The sequence below is a fragment of the Alloyangia pacifica genome (assembly GCF_020524285.1).
Taxonomy (GTDB): Bacteria; Pseudomonadota; Alphaproteobacteria; order Rhodobacterales; family Rhodobacteraceae; genus Salipiger; species Salipiger pacificus_B.
Genome location: NZ_JAIVKX010000027.1, coordinates 26,367 through 46,560 on the forward strand (window position 1 = coordinate 26,367; position 20,194 = coordinate 46,560).

The 20,194-nt window shown below is 63.7% G+C and carries 16 protein-coding genes and 1 pseudogene; 14 read left to right on the forward strand and 3 right to left on the reverse strand.

Annotation, left to right across the window (positions count from 1 at the left end; all coding sequences use genetic code 11):
* Nucleotides 1–120 precede the first annotated feature (120 nt).
* The gene (locus LC039_RS26035; protein WP_226629711.1) at nucleotides 121–411 is read right to left on the reverse strand and encodes a hypothetical protein; all 291 of its coding nucleotides are present in this window, start codon (nucleotides 409–411) and stop codon (nucleotides 121–123) included.
* 537 nt (nucleotides 412–948) lie between these two features.
* Between LC039_RS26035 and LC039_RS26040 the strand changes: the two genes are divergently transcribed.
* Both LC039_RS26040 and LC039_RS26045 read left to right on the forward strand, forming a co-directional pair.
* The gene (locus LC039_RS26040; protein ID WP_226629713.1) at nucleotides 949–2,154 is read left to right on the forward strand and encodes a low temperature requirement protein A; all 1,206 of its coding nucleotides are present in this window, start codon (nucleotides 949–951) and stop codon (nucleotides 2,152–2,154) included.
* A complete protein-coding gene (locus LC039_RS26045; protein ID WP_226629715.1) occupies nucleotides 2,151–3,185 on the forward strand; it encodes an ion transporter in 1,035 nt (344 codons plus the stop codon). The genes LC039_RS26040 and LC039_RS26045 overlap by 4 nt, the downstream gene beginning before the upstream one ends.
* On the opposite strand, the gene LC039_RS26050 is transcribed toward LC039_RS26045, so the two are convergent.
* Nucleotides 3,126–4,031, reverse strand: a complete 906-nt coding sequence (locus tag LC039_RS26050; protein WP_226629716.1) for a LysR family transcriptional regulator — start codon at nucleotides 4,029–4,031, stop codon at nucleotides 3,126–3,128. The genes LC039_RS26045 and LC039_RS26050 overlap by 60 nt on opposite strands.
* Before the next feature lie 116 nt (nucleotides 4,032–4,147).
* Between LC039_RS26050 and LC039_RS26055 the strand changes: the two genes are divergently transcribed.
* Together LC039_RS26055 and LC039_RS26060 are read left to right on the forward strand one after the other, a co-directional pair.
* Nucleotides 4,148–5,080 (forward strand): alpha/beta hydrolase, encoded by a 933-nt coding sequence (locus tag LC039_RS26055; RefSeq protein ID WP_226629718.1) that lies wholly within the window; start codon nucleotides 4,148–4,150, stop codon nucleotides 5,078–5,080.
* Between the two features lie 80 nt (nucleotides 5,081–5,160).
* Nucleotides 5,161–6,123: an alpha/beta hydrolase gene (locus tag LC039_RS26060; protein ID WP_226629720.1), complete on the forward strand. Its 963-nt coding sequence runs from the start codon at nucleotides 5,161–5,163 to the stop codon at nucleotides 6,121–6,123.
* A gap of 200 nt (nucleotides 6,124–6,323) precedes the next feature.
* Here the strand turns inward: LC039_RS26060 and LC039_RS26065 are convergent, their stop codons facing one another.
* The gene (locus LC039_RS26065) at nucleotides 6,324–6,956 is read right to left on the reverse strand and encodes a tyrosine-type recombinase/integrase (protein ID WP_224907211.1); all 633 of its coding nucleotides are present in this window, start codon (nucleotides 6,954–6,956) and stop codon (nucleotides 6,324–6,326) included.
* A 532-nt stretch (nucleotides 6,957–7,488) separates the two neighbouring features.
* On the opposite strand from LC039_RS26065, the gene LC039_RS26070 reads away from it, so the two are divergent.
* From LC039_RS26070 to LC039_RS26115, 10 genes and pseudogenes are all read left to right on the forward strand, one after another.
* The gene (locus LC039_RS26070; RefSeq protein WP_226629722.1) at nucleotides 7,489–8,823 is read left to right on the forward strand and encodes a metal-dependent hydrolase family protein; all 1,335 of its coding nucleotides are present in this window, start codon (nucleotides 7,489–7,491) and stop codon (nucleotides 8,821–8,823) included.
* A 56-nt stretch (nucleotides 8,824–8,879) separates the two neighbouring features.
* A complete protein-coding gene (locus LC039_RS27020) occupies nucleotides 8,880–9,860 on the forward strand; it encodes a helix-turn-helix domain-containing protein (protein WP_226629724.1) in 981 nt (326 codons plus the stop codon).
* A gap of 323 nt (nucleotides 9,861–10,183) precedes the next feature.
* Nucleotides 10,184–11,185: a helix-turn-helix domain-containing protein gene (locus LC039_RS27025; RefSeq protein ID WP_226629726.1), complete on the forward strand. Its 1,002-nt coding sequence runs from the start codon at nucleotides 10,184–10,186 to the stop codon at nucleotides 11,183–11,185.
* A 508-nt stretch (nucleotides 11,186–11,693) separates the two neighbouring features.
* Nucleotides 11,694–12,995 carry a serine hydrolase domain-containing protein gene (locus LC039_RS26085; protein ID WP_226629727.1) on the forward strand — a complete coding sequence of 434 codons (1,302 nt, stop codon included), beginning with the start codon at nucleotides 11,694–11,696 and terminating at the stop codon, nucleotides 12,993–12,995.
* Nucleotides 12,996–13,115: 120 nt separating this feature from the next.
* Nucleotides 13,116–14,474, forward strand: a complete 1,359-nt coding sequence (locus LC039_RS26090) for a metal-dependent hydrolase family protein (protein ID WP_226629729.1) — start codon at nucleotides 13,116–13,118, stop codon at nucleotides 14,472–14,474.
* 13 nt (nucleotides 14,475–14,487) lie between these two features.
* A complete protein-coding gene (locus LC039_RS26095) occupies nucleotides 14,488–15,789 on the forward strand; it encodes a dipeptidase (RefSeq protein ID WP_226629731.1) in 1,302 nt (433 codons plus the stop codon).
* Between the two features lie 193 nt (nucleotides 15,790–15,982).
* A complete protein-coding gene (locus LC039_RS26100) occupies nucleotides 15,983–17,656 on the forward strand; it encodes an amidohydrolase family protein (RefSeq protein ID WP_226629733.1) in 1,674 nt (557 codons plus the stop codon).
* Between the two features lie 185 nt (nucleotides 17,657–17,841).
* On the forward strand, nucleotides 17,842–18,258 hold the full coding sequence (locus LC039_RS26105; protein ID WP_226629734.1) for a hypothetical protein: 417 nt from the start codon (nucleotides 17,842–17,844) through the stop codon (nucleotides 18,256–18,258).
* A 12-nt stretch (nucleotides 18,259–18,270) separates the two neighbouring features.
* A pseudogene (locus LC039_RS26110) lies at nucleotides 18,271–19,200 on the forward strand (serine hydrolase domain-containing protein); the annotation flags it as partial.
* A gap of 63 nt (nucleotides 19,201–19,263) precedes the next feature.
* Entirely contained in the window at nucleotides 19,264–20,160 is an 897-nt protein-coding gene (locus tag LC039_RS26115) for an efflux RND transporter periplasmic adaptor subunit (RefSeq protein WP_226629738.1), read from the forward strand.
* Nucleotides 20,161–20,194: the final 34 nt, after the last annotated feature.

The following is a 20,194-nucleotide window of genomic DNA, read 5'->3' on the forward strand; positions in this document are numbered from 1 at the left end:
AAAAATTTTCTTGTGGGGTATAGAGAGAACTTGTACTCGCACGTCCTCCTTTGATGCCTCCGAGATATCGTCGCACGCTGAGCTATAGGGCCACGTGGGTGCTGGCTGTCTCGGTGCGCGCTATTTCGAGTCGTCCCCTTTACGGCTGTACTCGGCGCGCTGCTGGGCGACATCGCCGCCGCAGTGCTGGCGTGCATCGTGTTCTGTTATGGCTTGATCGAACTCGTCATGGAATACGGATTTATCGCCGTCGCGGTCATGGGGCTGACGCTGCCCCGGGTAGAGAAGTACCATGTCTTCCACCGCCGGCTGGAGTGTTTCTCGAAAAGCATCAACATGCGCTGGCCGAACCGCTGCTGAATGCCTGTGCAGCGCGCTGCCGAGGCTTTTTCCGGACCTGATCTGGAGCATCTCCGCCTCCTGCGCATATGGCTGTTGGTGGGCCGGTCGTAATTGCTGGGCCTCGGCCTCGGCCGGCGCGACCGGGCGGTAGTGGCTATTCACGGGGTGCGGGCGATCGGCTCGATCTACTACCTCGCTGCCTCTTCACCGAAGCGGCCATTCATGTAGGCCGCAGCATTTGCTTGGTCCGAGGTCGGCAGCGCGGGACTTTCCGGCCATCCGGCGATTAGCTGGTGCAATTGCAGCATGACGAAGGAATTGCCGCGCAGCCGCCGCAAACGGGCTTCTGCGCCGCAGCGCAGATCAAGTTAGCGGTCGTTCAAGGCCGCTCCAAAGCCGGGAGCCTAAACCCGCCATTCGCTGCGCCTTGCCGCAGCGCCGCCGATGCGGACAAAGCTGCCATTGCCGACCCGCGGTTGCGCCGATGCCGTCAGGACCAAGCCGTCGACCCCGGATCGCGACCTTCCTCGATCCAAAAAGAGTTTTGCGACCTGCCGTTCCTTCTCTACCCCTATAGGGCAGACATCGCCTCGCGAGGGAGAAGACATGCCGCTCAAGGACTTTCCGATCTGGACCCGCCCACGGCACCATCTGGACGTCGAAGGGGGCGCAAGCAACCACGTGCATTGGGTCGAGCTCTTCTACGACCTTGTACACGTGGTGACGATCTTCCTGCTCGGCAACTACCTGTCGCATCACCTCGACTGGGCCGGGTTCTGGACCTACACCTTCCTCTTCATCGCGATCTTCTTCGCCTGGGCCGACAACTCGGTCTACAACTCGCTCTACATCTCGACCGACATACCGCACCGCGTGGCCATGGCGGTGCAGATCGTCACCATGATGTTCATCGCCGCGGCGATCCCCGAGATCACCCACGGGGGCTGGCCGTTCTTCGCGCTCGGCTACGCGCTCAACCGGGCACTCACCGCATGGCTCTACTGGCGGGCGCGGCATCTTGGCGCCGAGAGCACCTCACTGGCCTCCGAGATGGGGCGGAACTTCTTTATCCTTGCTGCGATCTTCGCGGTCTCGGCCTTCCTGCCGCGGCCGCTGGCCTATTGGGTGTTCGGCGCGGGGATCGTGATGATCCAGCTGATGTACCTGCTGCCGGGCATCGGCACGCTGCGCTTCGAGCGATTCCTGCCGCGGCTTGGCCACCTGTCGGAACGCTTTGGTCTGCTGATGCTGATCCTGCTCGGCGAGGGGTTCTTCAAGCTCTGCGTCACGCTCGCCGACAAGGGCATAGACGAGGCCTATCCCGGCACGTTTTTCAACATCGCCATGGGAGGGCTGTCGCTCTTTGCGCTGGCGTGGATCTACTTTGACAGCGCGGGCATGGCCAAGCTGAAGACACGCAAGGTGCCGCTGATGCTTTGCTATTGGTTCGCCCATATCGTCATCCTCTGGGCCGCGGTGACCATCGGCGTGGCGCTGGCGGGTGAAGCCTATGTCGGCTTTCTCGAGCCCTATCCGCCGGGCTACGGGGCGCTTGGCACCATCGGGCTGGCCGTGTTTCTGGCGGCGCTCTGGGTGCTGCAGCTGCTGGTCGAGGGCCGCGACGAGACCCGGCGCTACCATAGCGGCGGTCTGCGGCTTTTCGGGGTGGCCATGGCGATCTTCATGTTCTTCATCCACTCTTACGTGCCCGCGATCATCGGCAACCTCGGCTGGGGCATCGCGCTCTTCTCGCAGATCGGCGTGCCGCTCTATCGCGCGGTCCGTGACCTGCGCGCCGCTCCGGCATCGTGAGCGCAGGAGAGGGGAGCCTCCGGCGGCGGGCCTACCTGCTGCTCGAACACCCCGGGACTGGGCCGAAGCTGGCGCGGGTGCTCGATTTTGCGCTCATCCTGCTGATCATCGCCAACGTGCTCGCCGTGGCGCTGGAGACCGTGCCGCGCATTTACGCCGCGCATCACGCCAGCTTCCGCGCCTTCGACACGATCTCGGTCGCGATCTTCTCGGTCGAATACATGCTGCGGGTCTGGGCCAGCGCCGAGCGCGAGCCCAAGCTGCCGCCGTGGCGCGCCCGGCTGCACTACATGCGCAGCCCGATGGCGCTGATCGATCTCGGCGCGGTGCTGCCTTTCTTCATCGGGCTCCTTTTCACCTCGAACCTGCAGATGCTTCGCATCCTGCGGCTCTTCCGCATCTACAAGCTGACGCGCTATTCGCCGGCGCTTTCGGTGCTGATTTCGGTGATCCGCGAGGAAGCGGGTGCTCTCGTGGCCGCCTTCTCGATCCTGACGATCCTGCTCGTCTTCGCGGCGACCGGCGCCTATCTCGTCGAGCACGAGGCGCAGCCCTCTGAGTTCGGCTCGATCCCCGCCGCCATGTGGTGGGCGCTGGTGACGTTGACGACGGTGGGCTACGGCGACGTGACGCCGATCACGCCTCTGGGCAAGGTCTTCGGTGGATTCATCACAGTGCTCGGCGTCGGCATGGCCGCGCTGCCCGCCGGTATCATCGCCAGCGGCCTTGCGGATCACCTGCACCGCCGCCGCGACCATCTGCGCAACGAGTTCCGGCTGGCACTGGAGGACGGCAAGATCGATCTCGAGGAAGGCCGCCAGATCGAGCGGCTGCGGCGCGAGCTCGGCATCAGCCGCGACATCGCCCATGCCATCCTCTCCGAGGTCCGTCTGCGGCAGGTGCCACGCGGGGAGTGCTGCTGCCCCGCCTGCGGCCATGTCTTTGACAGCCGCCAGATGGTCAGCGCCAGGTCAGGAGAGCCGTCGCAGCCGAGCCTTCAACGCGTCGACGACAAGCCGGAACGCCGGTGAGCTGTGCCGCCGGTTCGGGTAGTAGAGGTGATACCCCGGCAGCGGCGGCGTCCAGTCCGCCAGCACTTGGCTCAGAGTGCCCCGTGCCAGATCGTCTTCGACCTGGTCTCGCGGGAGATAGGCTAGACCTTGTCCGAGAAGAACGCTTTTCCGGATCAGTTCGACGGTGTTGAAGCTGAGCGCGCCCTCGACCCGGACCCGCTTTGCCTCGCCATTCTTTGACAGCCGCCAGGCGTTGATCGTCTCGGATGACGGCAGGCGCAGGTTGATCGCCCGGTGCTCGACGAGGTCCTCGGGGGTCTTCGGTACGGGATGCTGCGTGAGATAGGCCGGAGCGCCGACGATCGCCATCGGGATATCCGGGCTGATACGCACCGAGATCATGTCCTTCGCCACCTGCTCGCCGAGCCGCACGCCGGCGTCAAACCTGTCGGCCACGACATCGACGAGCCCGTAGTCGACGATGACCTCGACGTTCACGTCGGGATAGCCCGGCAGCACCTCGGCCAGCGCCGGGATGAGGATGGTCTTCGCCGCATGTTCGACCGAGGTGATGCGGATATTCCCGGTCGGCGTGTCCCGGAACTCGCTCAGCTCGGCGAGATCGCTGTCGATCTCGCGCAGCAGCGGGCCAAGGCGCCGGACCAGCCTGTCGCCTGCGGGCGTGGGGGCAACGCTGCGCGTCGTGCGCGCCAGCAGGCGCAGCCCGAGGCGATCCTCGAGCCGCCGCACGATCTGGCTCAGTGCGGACTGCGAAATGCCCAGCCGGGTTGCGGCCTTGGTGAAGCTGCCCTCTTCGGCGACCGTCACAAAGGCCGTCAGATCGGCGATGTCCTCGCGCCGCATTTATCACCTCACTTATAGGTCCATGAAGAACTTACCGTCTAATCACTGAGCGGCTCAAGCGTCATATTGGCTCCATCACCAGCGGATCGGTTCGATCCCAACCCAAGGAGACGACCATGACCAAGATCACCTTCGCCAACACCAACAACCCGAACGTCGAGATGTCGGCCGTCATCAACCTGCCCGAGGGTTTCGAAGAAGGAGCCAAATACCCGACCATCGTCGTCTCGCACCCCGGCGGCGGCGTGAAGGAACAGACCGCCGGCACCTATGCCGCGGAGCTTGCCAAGCAGGGCTTCGTGACCATCGCCTATGACGCCTCCTACCAGGGCGAATCCGGCGGCAGCCTGCGCCAGCTCGAGAACCCCTACATCCGCACCGAGGATGTCAGCGCGGTCATCGACCATCTGACCACGCTGGATTACGTCGACACCGACCGGATCGGTGCCATGGGGATCTGCGCGGGTGCCGGTTACACCGCGAACGCCGCGATCAACGATCACCGGATCAAGGCCGTCGGCACGGTCAGCGCGGTGAACATCGGCGCGATGTTCCGCAATGGCTGGGACAATGACGTGGCCGATGCCGACGCGCTGCCCTTCCTCGAAGCTGGCGCCGCCGCCCGCACTGCGGATGCACAGGCACTCGCCGCCGGCGGTGATCTGGCGCAGATCCCGATGGCGCCGCTGAAGGAAGAAGATGCCCCCAACGAGGAGCTTCGTCAGGCCTGGGAGTATTACCACACCCAGCGCGCGCAATGCGCCACAGCTCCGGGCTACGGGCTGGCCCGCAGCCTGACCCAGCTTATCAGCTATGACGCCTACAACTTCGCCGAGGCCTTCCTGACCCAGCCCCTGCAGATCGTGGCGGGCAGCGTCGCGGGCAGCAAGTGGATGAGCGACGACCTCTATGCCCGAGCCGCAAGCGGCGACAAGAAGTTCCACGTCGTCGACGGTGCCAACCACATGGACCTCTACGACGGCGCGAAATTCGTCGATGAGGCGGTCAGCGTGCTGGCACCCTTCTTCCAGGAAAAGCTCGGCGCCTGATCCGGCGCAGACGACGCGTGCCCCGCCCGGATCGCGGGCGGGGCAGCCTCTGCCAATTTGACACCCAAGGAGTTCAAACCATGGAAAGCGTGACATTTCAGAACCCCGACATGGCCTGGCACATCGCGGCGGACATTCACCTGCCGCCCGCCTTCGATGCGGGCAAACGCTACCCGACGATCGTCAGCATCCACCCCTTCGGAAGCTGCAAGGAGCAGACCTCGGGCAGCGTCTACGGCAAGGCGCTCGCCGAGCAGGGCTACGTCGTCATCGCCTTCGACGCGAGCTATCAGGGCGCGTCCGGCGGCAGCCCCCGCTGGACCGAGAGCCCGAGCCAGCGGATCGAGGACGTCAGCCACGTGATCGACCACGCGGTGACGTTGCCTTTCGTCGATGCGGACCGGATCGGGGTCATCGGGGTCTGCGGCGGTGGCGGCTACGCGCTGAATGCCGCGTTGACCGAGAAACGGATCAAGGCGGTGGTCGGGATCACCCCGGTGAACCTCGGTCGCCTCTTCCGAGAGGGTTTCAGCGGCTTCGATCCGGTCGGCGCGCTGACCGCCATGGCCGCGCAGCGCAGCGCCGAGGCGCGCGGCGCAGAGCTGCAAGTCAATGAACTGCTGCCTGCCAGCCTTGATGCGGCACGCGAGGCGGGGATGACCGAGCGCGACGTCTTCGAGGCGACAGACTACTACAAGACCCCGCGCGGCCAGGCGACTGGGGGCGCGACACGGATGGTCTTCAGCCATGCCCAGAAGACCCTGTCATGGGATGCTTTTGGCTTCGCCGAGACGCTGTTGACCCAGCCGATGATGGTGGTCATCGGCCAGAAGGTCGGCGCCTTTGGGGCCTATCGTGACGGCATGGAAATCTACGGCCGCGCGATGGCATCAGAGGACCGGCAACTGGTCGAACTGCCGGATTGGTCCCACTACGACCTCTACGACCGGGAAGAGCCGGTCGGCTTGGCTCTGGAGAAGATCATTCCGTTCTTCAAGAAGCATCTCAGCGAAGAAGACGTCGCCGCTGCCGAAGCTGCCTGACAACAAGACGGCTCGGTCCTGCGCCGAGGGGTCGAGCCGCTGAACGCGGAGAGTCTCTGCTACGGTCTTTGGGTCCGCCGATGATCTGGCTGCCCGGGGGGTTGTATGGGGCCGCTTTGGGCTCGAAGCCCACGTCTGCACGTAGCTCCTCGCACGTCCGGTCTTGGTTGGCGAACGGCGTGCGCCGTTCGCCCAACGTATCAAATGTCGACCGACTCCGCGATGCTCAGAGCATCCTCAAGTTCAACGCCCAGGTACCGGACCGTACTGTCCACCTTGGTGTGACCGAGCAGGAGCTGGACTGCGCGAAGATTGCCCGTTTTGCGGTAGATTTGTGCAGCCTTGGTGCGCCTCAACGAGTGCGTACCGTATCCACTCGGCTCGAGACCGATCGCCGTCACCCACTCTCGGACGAGCCGCGCGTATTGTCGCGTCGAAATGTGCGGCCTGGCATGAAACCGGCTCGGGAACAGGAAGGCGCAGCCGATCATCTCCGGCCGCTTCACCCACGCCGAGATCGAAGCTCGGGTATTTTCCGTGACTTCGAACTGAACGGGGCGGCGCGTCTTGCTCTGGATGACCGATACGCGTTCGCGGACACGATCGCCGACAACGAGCTGGGCGACCCTCAGACCGACGAGGTCGCAGCCCCGCAACTTGCTGTCGATGGCAAGATTGAACAGAGCGAGATCGCGAAGGTTGCTCGCGAGTTCGAGGCGCGCTCGGATCGCCCAGACCTGTTTCGGCAGCAGAGGCCGTTTCTGGCCAACGAGCCTGCCACGGTTCCAAGGGCGTCGCTTCGGCTTGATGGCGGGGAGTTGGATTCTGGACATGAGACTTTCTCCATCCGTCCCTCCCGGCCCAGGCGTCGACATCGCGTGACCCCGAGATATTAAGCGATGTCGCGTATGACCGGTGAAGAAGATTGGCTCCGGGCCGCCGCCGCCGCGCTGCCGCAAGGCCGCACCGAGCCCAGATTGACCGCGTTGATGTTGGGTGCGTTCGCGGTTGCAGCATGGGCGAGCCCGTCCCGACCGACCCGTTGCGGCCATTCACCTCATTACTCGACGCTGCAATGCGGCGTCACTAAAGTTGCCCTCCGCGCCAGCTGCAGCGAAACGGAGCGTACGGGCGGGCCCTTCTGCTGTCCTTCACGATGGAGCATTCTCGACAGCAATCACTCGTGCTCTACCGACAGCAAGGCGGCGTCACCGATAGAACTGCGTCCGACTTCAGCCAACGTCGGAAGACGCCGGGCACCAGCGTCTATAGTTTTGGTTGCCTGGATAGGTTGACCTGCATCAAGATCAAAATCTGAATTTATTGCTATGTGCGAATTGAACGTTTTTGGAGGAACGCATTGCAATGAATTCGCCCACTCTCATTTCATCATTTGCGTTGCTGGCCGCCCTGGCTTCGTCGCCTGCGCTGGCTCAGGCTCCGATCCTCATCACCAACGTCAACGTCTTCGACGGGGTCAACGAGGCGCTGATCGAGAACGCTAATGTCGTGGTGACCGACAATCTCATTTCGGAGATCTCGACCGAAGACCTCGCCGTCGCAGGCGGCACTGTGATCGACGGCGGCGGTCGCACCATGATCCCCGGTCTGATCGATGTTCACTGGCACACCTCCTATTGCTGCGCCTCGCAGAGCACCGTGGTCACCGGCGACATTCTCGAGATAGCCATCCGCGGCGCCATGGGTTCGGAGCGCACACTCATGCGCGGCTTCACGACGGTGCGCGACGTCGGCGGCAATCCCTTTGCCACAAAGAAGATGATCGACGCCGGCGAGATTCCGGGCCCGCGTATCCTGCCCTCGGGCCCGCCGATGAGCCAGACTGGCGGGCACTTTGATTATGGCGCCTATCAGGACGTGCCATCGAACCCGGGCGACTCGCTCTGGTATTGGAACCGCGTCGGCCTGATGCTGATCGCCGATGGCGTGAATGACGTCACTCTGCGCGCGCGCGAAGTGATGCGCATGGGGGCGAGCCAGCTGAAGATTTCGGGCGGTGGCGGGGTGTCCTCGGTCTACGATCCGCTGGACGTGAGCCAGTACACCATGGCCGAGCTGAAGGCCTTCGTCGAGGTCGCCGAGAGCTACAACACCTATGTTGCCTCGCACATCTTCACCGACGAGGCGGCGCAGATGGCCATCGAGGCCGGCGTGAAGTCCATCGAGCACGGCAATCTTCTGAGCCGCGAGACAATCCAGATGATGAAGGACAACGACGTCTGGCTCTCGGTCCAGCCGATCCTGAACGACGAGGATGCCTTCAGCTTCAACGACCCGGTCAGCACGCAGAAATTCATCGAGGTCACCGACGGCACCTCGAACTCGATCCAGATGGCCAAGGAGATCGGCGTCAAGGTGGCCTTCGGCACAGACATGCTCTTCGACGCGGACCTGGCGGAGAAGCAGGGCGCGTTCCTTGCCAAGATGAGCCGCTGGTACACGCCTTACGAGGTGCTGAAGATGGCGACCTCGACCAATGCCGAGCTGCTTGAGCTGGCCGGGCCGCGCCACCCCTACCAGCAGGGGCCGCTGGGTGTGCTGGAACCGGGCGCCTATGCCGACCTGATCCTCGTTGATGGCAACCCGCTCGAGAATATCGACCTCGTGGCGGATCCGGACGCGAATTTCGACCTCATCATGAAGGATGGCAAGGTCTTCAAGAACACGCTCGGCGACTGATCGCGCCGCAGGCGCTGTCCAGGCGCGGATGTCAGACAGGGAAGGAGGCGGGGCGCGTGAAGGATTCCGCAGAACACCGGGAGGACGGGCGACCGGAAAACACCTTTTCGGCGGTGCATTCGGAAAAGGTGGAAGACTACAGCGGAACGGCCGAGCCCTTGCTCCCCGTCCTCGAGGTCTCCGCCACGCAACTTGCACCGGGGCCGCCGCCTTCGAATGTTGGCATCTTCTCTTCCGACAAGGTCAACATCCTCGCAGTTCACTTCAACGCGCCCTCGGTGGGAACGGTGATCATCAAGCCCGAGTGCTTCGGCTTCATGTGGTGGGACGGGCCGGAGGAGTGTCGGATCAACGGTGTCCACACCGAGCGCTCTCTGCTCCATACTCAGGGCGAGCAGGACGGCTTTCACGCCGTGGGCGGCAGGCGCCGGACCGCTGGCCTGACGGTGCGCCGTGACGATCTGATCACCGCGCTTGCCGCTCTGAGAGGGGTTGGCCCGGAGGACGTGCATCTCGGCCGCTCGGCCCTGAGACTGAGCGATGCTGCGGCTCAGCGGTACCGACGCGATATCAAGGCGTTCATGGGCGCCGCCCTCGAAGACGGCGCGCGGACGGGCAACCTGGGGGACGGGCTGTTCGGCGTGCTGCTGGAGACCTATCTTGGCGCGACGCCCGAGCAGAATCTCCGCTCGACCAGGCGCCCTGCAGAGCAGATCGTGCGACGCGCAGAGGAGCGCTATTTCGAGGCTGAGGGAGGCCCGGTCTCGCTTGCCGATCTCTGCGCCGCAGCGGGTGTCAGCCAATCCGTGCTCTACCGCGCCTTTCACTCGGTCTGCGATGACGCGCCACTGGCCTATTTTCACAAAAGGCGCCTGAACGAAGCCCGAAGAGTGCTGATGACATCGGAGCGCTACCGCGGCGCGGTAAAGAACGCTGCGCTTTCCGCCGGGCTGACCGAGATGGGGCGCTTTTCGCTCGAATACCGCAGCCTGTTCGGAAAGTCCCCTTCGGCGACCTTGTCCATGTATGGGAGATAGGGCGGAGAGCGGCATTACTTTGGAAGAATTCGCATACTGAAATTTTCAGAGACCGTCGCTTTAGCATGTAGCCTACTTCACGTCAGGCGATCGTAGCGCTGTCACGACCTCAGGGTCTTTTCGACCGGTAGGCCAATGCATCGCTCGGCAAGGGTGTTCCGGCCTATTGGACCATGGACGCGTCGCAGCCGGCCGACAGGGTGCGGCGGGAAACTGCATGCTCGGGGCCAAGATCGCGTGACCTGCAAATGCGCTGGCAGGGCGCTGGAACAGGTGAGGGGAGCCGTCCGGGGTCATCATCCAGAGAAATGGGAGGGACTGCGGTGGGAGAGGATGCCACGAACAACGCCATGGAGAACCGGCCATCGGGTCGCGTTGCCACGGTGTTCGCCGAGAGGGTCGTCGATTATCGCGGCATGGCAGAACCTCTGCTCCCTGTTGCGGAGGCGTCCGTCACCCATCTCAAGCCCGGACCAGGACCGTCCCACCTTGCGATCTTCTCCTCGGACAAGGTGTCGGTTCTTGGGGTGAACCATCACACCGCATCGGTCGGCGTTGTCATCGTCAAGCCGGAGTGCTTCGCCTTCATGTGGTGGGACGGCTCGGAAGAATACCGGATCAATGGGACCGCGGCTGAACAGTCGGTGCTCTACGCGCAGGGCAAACAGGATGGTTTCCATGCAGCAGGCGGAGCGCGTCGCACGGGCGGCATCGTTGTGCGCCGTGACCACCTTGTCGCTGCGCTTGCAGCCCTCAGAGGGGTTGGGCCTGAAGATGTGCATCTCGACCCATCTGCGCTCAAGCTGACCGATGCCGTTGCAACAGGTTACCGCAGGGACTTCTCCGTGCTGATGCGCGCGGCGGCAGGCGCTGGTCCGCCGCTGGCGAGCGGCGCGCGGGAGTCCGACCTGAGTGATGCCTTCTTCGGCCTCCTGCTCGACGCTTACCTCTTCGCAACACCCGACAAGACGCGGCAAGCTCGCCGCGAAGCGCCGGAGAGGATCGTGCGAAAGGCCGAAGAGCGCTTTTTCGAGGCGGAAGCCGGTCCGATTTCTCTGGCGGATATCTGCGCAGCCGCCGGGGTCAGTCAATCCTCGCTCTACCGTGCGTTTCACTCGGTGTGTGGCGAGGCCCCGCTTGCCTACTTCCAGAAGAGGCGCCTGACGGACGCAAGGCGATACCTCGTCGCCGCCGAGGCGGCACGCGGCGCAGTACGCAATGCGGCCCTCTCAGTTGGTTTTACAGAAATGGGGCGCTTTTCCGTCGAGTATCGGCGACTATTCGGAGAGTCGCCATCAGCGACCCTCAAGGATGGCTCTCCCTGAAATCAGCCAACAGGACTACACTTGAAGAATGCTTGCGGGCCGGGATCATCTGCCGGAAGCGCAATTTGAGAATATCTGCATACGAACTCGGTGCCGTATTGAAGCGCCGACCTGATAGAACAGTAGGCACGAGGACGTCCTGGCGCTCGAAACGCAGAGCCAGATCGTCCGAGTGAGATTTTAAGACACTGCCAAAACTCCAGAATTACCGGACCATAAGAGGTCCAGCTCCAGCGCCAACATCAAGGCAATGACTATGCTCGTGGTGATTGTTGAAAGATTTGGAACGGGATGTCGGGAACGCACCCGCTCAGAAACATCAGAGCTTTGTCGAGCACAGCGCGATGATCGTGCCGATCATGACGCGTGGCGGAAATTCAGGAATTCCGTAACCGACTGAAGGCGAATGAATAATGCTGCGTAAGACACGTAAACAGCGACGACTACTCTGCGCATCTTTGCGTCCGCGCGATCCCGCCGAAAACAGCCAAACATTGGAGCACGTCTCATGCGCTACACGTCCTTGAAGATCGCCATTCCCACTGCGATCGCTCTGGCGCTGCCGCAGGTCGCACCGGCGCAGGAAGGGACCTCGACCGCCGACACCTCGCTTGGGCGCGTCAAGGAAATCCAGGAGTATTTCGCCGATCCCGCCAACGCGGTGAGCTTTCAGTTCGCGAGCCCGGAAACGCACTACATCTGGCAGCACGTGTCGCAGATTTTCCCGACCGCGCGTTTCACGCGCTCCGGCATGCCGACGGTGCTCGCGACCGCGCTGGACGAGGCGATCGGCGACATCTCCTTTACGGGCAAGGACGGCGCGGTTCGCACCGTGGCAGAGCATTTCGAGGCGATGCCGATGGATGCGATGCTCGTGATGAAGGACGGAAAGATCATCTACGAGCGCTACAAGACCATGTCGCCCGACATGTCTCACATTACCTTCTCGGCGAGCAAGGTCTTTAGCTCCACCATCCTTGCGTTGCTCGAGGAAGAGGGCAAGGTCGACCTGTCGAAGCCGGTGACGGAATATGTCGATCAGCTGAAAGGCTCGGTCTGGGACACGGTCACCCTGCGCGAGGTCGCCGATATGCAGACCGGCCTCAACGGCACCGAGCATGACGAGCCGAACCCCGACAGCCGGACCAATCCACAGCAGATCTGGTATCGCTGGGCGGCGACGCTCGGCATCTTCCCCAACCAGGGCGAGAGCGACACCTTCGCCGTCCTGCGCGCGATGGAGCGCAGCAAGCCCGGCGGCGAGGTCTTCGAATACAACTCGATCAACACCTGGCTTCTGGCCCGGGTCTGCGAGGCGCTCGAGGACCGTCCCTTCGCCGAGATCTTCACCGACCGGGTCTGGAGCAAGATCGGCGCCGACCACGACGGCGACTTCATCATGTCCCCCAATGGCTACGCATTGGCCTTCGGCATGACCAGCGTCACCCTGCGCGACTTCGCCCGCTTTGGGTCGATGTTCACGCCAAGCGCGGAGACGGTCACCGGGGCGGACGTGATCAGCGACGAGGTGCTCGAGCGCATTCAGACCTCGGGCAATCCAGAGGCCTATTCCGACGGCTACGTGGGCCACGTGATGTCGCCGAAATTCGCGGATGCCGAAGGCCAGCTCTCGAACGCCTATATGTGGGACGCGATCCTGCCCGATGGCGATCTCTTCAAGGGCGGCGTCGGCGGGCAGGGGCTGTACGTCTCGCCGTCCAAAGACTTGGTCGCGGTCTGGTTCACCACTGGCGACGGCTCTGAATGGAACGAGGCCATGGCCCGGGCCATCGCGCTGCATTTCGATTGAACTCGTACGTTGCGCTGTGCCCCCGGCTTTTGTGGTGGTCATGACCGATCCGGCGCAGTGCTCCCTCTCACCCCGTGATCGCGGGGCATAACCATGACAGGAAACGAGGAGACCAAGCACATGGCCTACATCAACCGACGCGCTTTTCTGGCTGGTACAGCCGCCGGTGCTTTTGCATCGCTTTTGCACCCCGCAGGCGCCTACGCCCAGAACACCTCCCCCATCCTGATCCGGGGCAGCAACATATTCGATGGCTCTTCAGCGGAGCTTACGGCCGGAATGGACGTCCTGATAGAAAGCGGCCTCGTCACCGGCATTGGCCCAAATCTTTCGGCCACCGGAGCAGAGGTGATCGACGCTGATGGGCGCACGCTCATGCCGGGCCTAATAGACATGCACTGGCATGCGTTGATGGCGACGAGTACCATCAACGTCGTCCTGAATTCCGATCCGTCCTACATCACGCTGGTGGCAGCCGAAACCAATCGTGATGCGCTCATGCGCGGCTTCACCACCGTGCGCGACGTCGGAGGAAATGTCTTCCCGCTGGTTCGCGCAACGCGGGAAGGACGCATCATCGGGCCGCGCATTTACCCCAGCGGTCCCTACGTCGGCCAGACCGGCGGCCACGGAGACTTCCGCCCACCCGTCGCGGTTCCGGCGGGGCCCGGCGAGAAGTTCGACTTCTTCGCGCGCATCGGCATGTCCCTCTTGGCGGATGGTGTTCCCGAAGTAATGCAACGGTCGCGGGAAATCCTTCGAATGGGGTCGACGCAGATCAAGGCCATGGCCGGCGGCGGCGTCAGCTCCGATTACGATCCGCTCGATGTCGTGCAGTTCACCTTCGAGGAAATGAAGGCGATCGTCGATGTCGCGAAAAACTGGAACACCTATGTCACAGTCCACGCCATCGGCGAGGCCGCTGCCCTCCAAGCGATCGAGGCGGGCGTGCTCTGCATCGAGCATGGCCATCTGCTGAGCGGCGACGGTCTGCAGATGGTGAAGGACAAGGGGGCTTGGCTGTCGATGCAGGCGATCCTCGACGACGAGGACGCCATTCCCTTCCCCGAGGGCTCTGAGAACCAGCGCAAGTTCCTGCAGGTGACCGAGGGTACGGAATCTGTCTACACGACGGCCCGCGAGCTTGGCGTAAAGATGGTATGGGGGACCGATACCCTTTTCGACCCTGAGCTGGCGAAGAAGCAGGGCAAGCAGTTGGCGAAGCTCGGGCGCTGGTTCCCAAACCACGAGGCGCTGGCGCAGGCCACGTCGAAGGCGGGCGAATTGTGCCAAGCCTGCGGTCCCCGCGATCCCTATGGGAACGGAACCATCGGCGTGGTGGCCGAGGGCGGCCACGCGGACCTGCTCCTGGTGAACGGCAATCCGCTTGAAGACATCGACCTCGTCGCCGACGCCGAAACGAACTTCGCGATGATCATGAAGGGCGGCGTGATCCACAAGAACACGCTCGATAGCTGAGGAGTACTGACCAATGACACGCAATGACCCCAATAGGGCCGCCGAAGCTGCCGCACTCCAGGACGTCGTGGACTTTGCGGCACCGGCGGGCACCACTCGCCGCGAGTTCATCGAGGCGTTCACCGCCATGGGTGGGGCCGCGGCGGCGGCGATGGCGCTCGGGCCCAGCAAGGCCTCGGCGGCCGACATTCCGGCCACGAATGCGTCGGTCAGCATGCCCGAGTTCGAGATCAAGGACTACTCGGACATTCCGCAGCGCTCCCACGTTTATCCCGCCTCCTCCGAGGCGGAGGCGATCGTGCAGAGCTCCAAGACCATGGACACGCTTTTCTCTGCTATCTGGCCTGACCAGTGGTCCGGCCCCGAAGCGCCGGAGTTTGCGGATGAAATGGCGCGGTGCAAGGCGGCCGGTTTCAAGGTGCTGGCGATCTGTCCTTCGGCGGATTCTCTGGACGCGTCGATCCGCGGCGTCGCAGGCGCGTTGATCTTCTACCTCAACAAGATCGCCGAGCGGCCCGACCTCTACAAGATCGTCCGCAATGCCAGCGACATTGATGCCGCGATCCAGGAGGACAAGCTCGGCATCTACTTCACCCACCAGGGGACCGCATTGTTCGAGAACGATGTGGACATGGTCGGGCTGTGGCGGCAACTGGGCTACGGCTACTGCCTGCTGGCCTACAATCAGCGCAATTCCGTCGGGGACGGCTGCTTCGAGACCGCCAACGGCGGCCTGACGGCCTATGGCAAGCAACTGATCGATGCCTACAACCGCCACGGGATGCTGGTGGATGTCAGCCACACCGGCGAACAAACCTCGCTCGACGCAATCGAGCGCAGCAGCCAGCCGGTGATTTCGTCCCACTCGGGTGCGCTGGCCATCGCGGACTATCAGCGCAGCATCTCTGACGCGGTGATCAAGGCCGTCGCGGAGAGTGGCGGCGTCTGCAGCCTGAACCTGGTTGGGGCCTTTCTCGACAAGTCCAACCCGGACATCCTGACCACCGACGCCGTCTTCCGTCATATCGACTACATGGCCGAACTGGTGGGCATCGATTATGTCGGCTTCGGCTCCGACTACATCCCCAATATCAATTTCACCGCGTCGCTGATCCAGACGCCCATGGGCGCGGCGGTCTTCCCTGACGGGGGGTACAGCGCGGAAATGGGGGCCAAGGGCGTGCCGACGCCGGCCCCGTACCAGATCGCGGCAGCCTTGGTCGATAAGATGCTCGAACACGGCTACTCGGACGAGGATTGCGGCAAGTTCCTTGGCGGCAACATGTACCGCGTGATCGGGGAGGTCTGGCGGTAACGCGCCCTACAAGTCGAGGCATGCCCGCGGCCCGACGAAGGCGCGGACGAGCTTCCTTGCAAACGCGGCGGTGAAGCCGGCCTCCTGCATCCGCGCAGGCTCCGATTTCACCGCCCACTGCGCCATCCCGGCGCCCCGTCCAATCTAACGATCAAGACATAGGCGAGCACTCAGATCTCCGGAGACCAAGCCAATGACTGATACCCCAATCTCCCGCCGCGACTTCAATGTCGGCGCAACCGCCACCGTCGCCGCCGCCAGCCTGGCCGGAAGGGCCATGGCTCAGGCCTCGGCCCCCTTCGATCTGGTCATCCTGAACGGCCGGGTCATGGACCCCGAAACCGGGTTCGACGAGGTCGCGAACGTGGGCGTGAAGGACGGGCGGATCACCGCCATCACCGCTGACGCGCTCGAGGGCACCCGCCAGATCGACGCCACCGGTCACGTGGTCGCCCCGGGCTTCATCGACACCCATTTCCACTGGGTCCGACCCATGGGCCACAAGCTGGCGCTGCGCGATGGCCGCACCACGGTGATGGACCTCGAGATGGGCACGCTGGGTACGCTGGTGGGCGACTGGTACGCCATGCGGGAGGGGACCACCCAGATCAACTATGGCTGTTCCTCCTCGCATGAGATGGCCCGCGCCTTCGTTCTGGACGGGATCACCACCATCGACTGCCCCGAGGCACTGAACCACCGCGGGTCGGAAAAGACCGGCTGGGCCCTGACCCGACCGGACATCGATCAGGGCAACGAAATCCTGCGCGTCATCGACGAAGGACTGGCGGCCGGTGCGATCGCGATGGGCTCGACTCTCGGCTACATGCGCGATGGCGCCAGTGCGCGCGAGGTGTTCGAACTGCAGAAGACCGCCGGGAACTATGGCCGCCCCTCCGCCTTCCACTTCCGCTACACGCCGGGCACCGACACGACGGAGTCGAACGGCATTCAGGAAATGCTCGCGAATGCCGCCGCGCTCGGCGCACCCGCCATCGCCTGCCACTTCAACAACCCCGGCTACAACCTCGTGCACGAGCTCCTGACCCGGATGCGCGGGCAGGGGATGAACGTCTGGGGCGAGCTCTACCCTTATGCCGCGGGCTCGACGGCGCTGAACGCTGTCTTCCTGGAGCCAGAGGTCTGGGTCGACCAGCTTGGCTACCGCTACGAGGACACGATCCAGGACGTGCTGACCGGGGAGTGGTACACCGCGGAAAGCCGTGCCGAGATGGTCGCGAAGGAGCCCGCCCGTCTTGTCCTTGTCTACAAGATGCCCCCGGAGGCCATCGTCGATTGGCTGAAGATGCCGGGTGTGGCGATCGCCTCGGACACCGTGCCGATCCTCGGGGATATTCCCTGGGACACGCCCTACGAGGACCTGCCCAACAGCCACCCGCGCGGCGCCGGCAGCTTTGCCAAGGCCCTGCGGCTTGGTCGCGAGAACGGCATCTCGCTGATGCAATCGGTGGCCCAGACCAGCTGGAACTCGGCCCGCCCGTTCAGCGAGATGGGGCTCAAGTCGATGCAGGAACGCGGCCGGATGCAGGAAGGCATGATCGCCGACATCACGGTCTTCAATCCCGAGACGGTCACCGACAACGCGACTTATGAGCAGGGCACGCTACCCTCGACCGGGATCCCCTATGTCATCGTGAACGGCACGGTGGTGGTGGACGATTCCGAGGTGCTGAAGGACGTAAACCCGGGCCAGCCGATCCGGTTCGAGCCGCAGGAGAGCAAGCTGGAGCCGCTCGAGGTCAGCACCTGGACGCAGACCTTCTACGAAGTACCGCAGGATTTCGGCGGCGGCGTGCCCGGCACCCAGCCGCAGTACGATCACCGCATCATCAATTGCTGCGACTGACAAACTGACCGAAAGCGGGCGGTTCCGGTTGACCGGTGCCGCCTCATCTACCGCAATGGGTGAGCGCGCCTCGAGATGGCGATCGCACGCAGGTGCTCCCCGGACTGCCAGCACGGCACCCCGGTCAGGGCAGTCTCTCAGAAGCATCCTTCGGATGCACCGGCCAAGGAAACCGACTTATGCAGATGATCAAGTTGCCCCTTACCTCCGCACTTGTCCTCGGAGCGCTGGCGCTGCCCGCGCTTGCGCAGGACAATCCGCTGCAGAAATACCTCGAAGTGCCGGGGGCCATGACGACGCTGCCTGTCGAAGCCGCAAAAGAGCCCTGGTCCCTGCAGTTCTCGCGCGATGCCCGGGCGGCCTTCGAGAACTTCCACTACCAGATGGGCGGCGACCACGCCCTTTACTACAATCAGAACCTCAGCGAGATGCTCCCCACGGCCTATTCCTCGCCGCATCCCGAGTACATCCCGCTGGAACGCGCCATCGACGACAGCATCGGCGAGAGCGTGCGCTGGACGACCTCCGAGGGAGAGATGCCGCTGTCGGAGTACATCGTGCATCCCAACCACCGGCTGCAGGGCATGATGATGATCCACTAGGGAAAGGTCGTCTACGAGCAGTATCCGGGCATGAACCAGATGGATCGCCACGCCTGGATGTCGCCGGGCAAGGCGACTGTCGGGCTGATCCTCGCGCTGCTCGAGGAGGAGGGGAAACTCGACATGTCGAAGGACGTGGTCGACTACGTCCCGGAACTGGCGGGCTCGAACTGGGACGGCATCTCCGTCCTCGACGCCGCCAACATGGAGACAGGGCTGGCGCTCGAGGAAACCCTCGACGCGATCATCGACCCTGCCTCCATCATCGTGCGCTTCTTCTCGGCCGAGTTTGGGTCGCCGAACCCGCTGACCGGGGAGATGGAGAACTGGCTCGACATCCTGAAGACCGCCGAGAAGATCGAGGGCGAAGAGCCGGGCGAGGTCTTCCGCTACTCCTCGGCGGTGACGCAGGTCAGCGTGTTGCTGGCCGAGAACCTCGACGACAAGACTTGGGCCGACCTGTTTCAGGAACGGGTCTGGGGCAAGGTCGGCGCGCGCGAAGACATCATGTTCCACCTGATGCCGGATGGCACCGCCGTGACGCATGGGCTGATCTCCACCACGCTGGAGGACTTCGCCCGCTTCGGCCTGATCTTCACCCCCAGCTGGGCCGCCACCGCGCATGAGGACATCGTCTCCGACGCAGTGCTCGAGCGGATGCAGAACGCCGGCAACCCCGAAGCCTTTCGGCGTGGGTCGAAGTTCGCAGGGCTGACCGACGAATTCGGCGAAGAGCCGAAGGCGAATTCCATGCAATGGGATGCAGTCTTCGAGGACGGCGCGCTCTACAAGCACGGCAATGTGGGGCAGGGGCTCTACGTCGATCCGGCCCGGGACTTCGTGGGCGTCTACTTCTCGACCAACGGCTACATCCCGCCCTACGGCGAAGACCGGGCCCAGGGCTTCCTACGGCAGGCCGCGAAGTATCTGAGCGGAGAGTAGCACTGGCGCAATGGGCACCGGGGGCTGAAGGCGGCCGGACCTGCGAAAACGGAGAGATATGTCGTGACCTTCACAAGAGAGACGCCAAGATCGATACCGGACAGGTTCCAGAAGGGGACGTCGCGCATTGGTTTGGCCAGCGCCGCCGCGCTTTTCGGCTTGCTGCTGGGGCTGTCGCAGACACCGGCAGCGGCGCAGGACGGGGCCTATGAGGTGGTCCAATTCGAAGGCACCGTCGTCCCCGCGCGCGAGGCCGACATCACGCCGATCGTCAGCGGGTGGCTTCGTCACATCGCCTTCGCGCCGGGGCAGATCGTTGATGAGGGTGACGTCCTCTTTGAGTTCGCCATGCCCCCCGCGCAATACCGTCTCGACCTGGCACAGGCGCAGCAAGATGCGGCGCAGGCGCAATTGCAGGAGGCCATCGCGGAGGTGAAGCGGGCTGAACTCCTCAAGGACCGGGATGTCGTCTCGGAGGTTGAGCTGGAGAAGAGCATCGCGCTGCGAGATATCGCCGCCGCGAACCTTGCCGCGGCCGAGGCCAACGTCGGGCTGGCCGGGCTCGGGGTCATGCAGATGACCCAGAAGGCCCCCTTCGCCGGCATGATGAGCGCGCCGATGGTCCGTGAGAACGGCTGGCAGGACGTCGGTGACGGCGACATTACCATGGCCATCATCACCCAGCTGGACCCGATCCAGGTCGTGGGCGAGGTGCCCTACGATGTCTATGCCGCACGGCAGAAGATGTTCGGCTCGGATCAGGATCTGATCGACGGCATCGCCTTGTCGCTGATCCTGCCCGGAGGAGAGGTGTACCCCCACGAGGGCAGGCTCGTCTCCGGAGGGTACAAGTTCGAGGCGGAGAGCCAGAAGATGACCGTCTGGGTGGAATTTCCCAACCCGGATTTGCTTCTGCGCCCGGGGCTCAAGGTGGCCATCCAGTCGAGGGTCAAGCCATGACGCGCCGGGGGCGGCCACATCAGTCAACACAGGG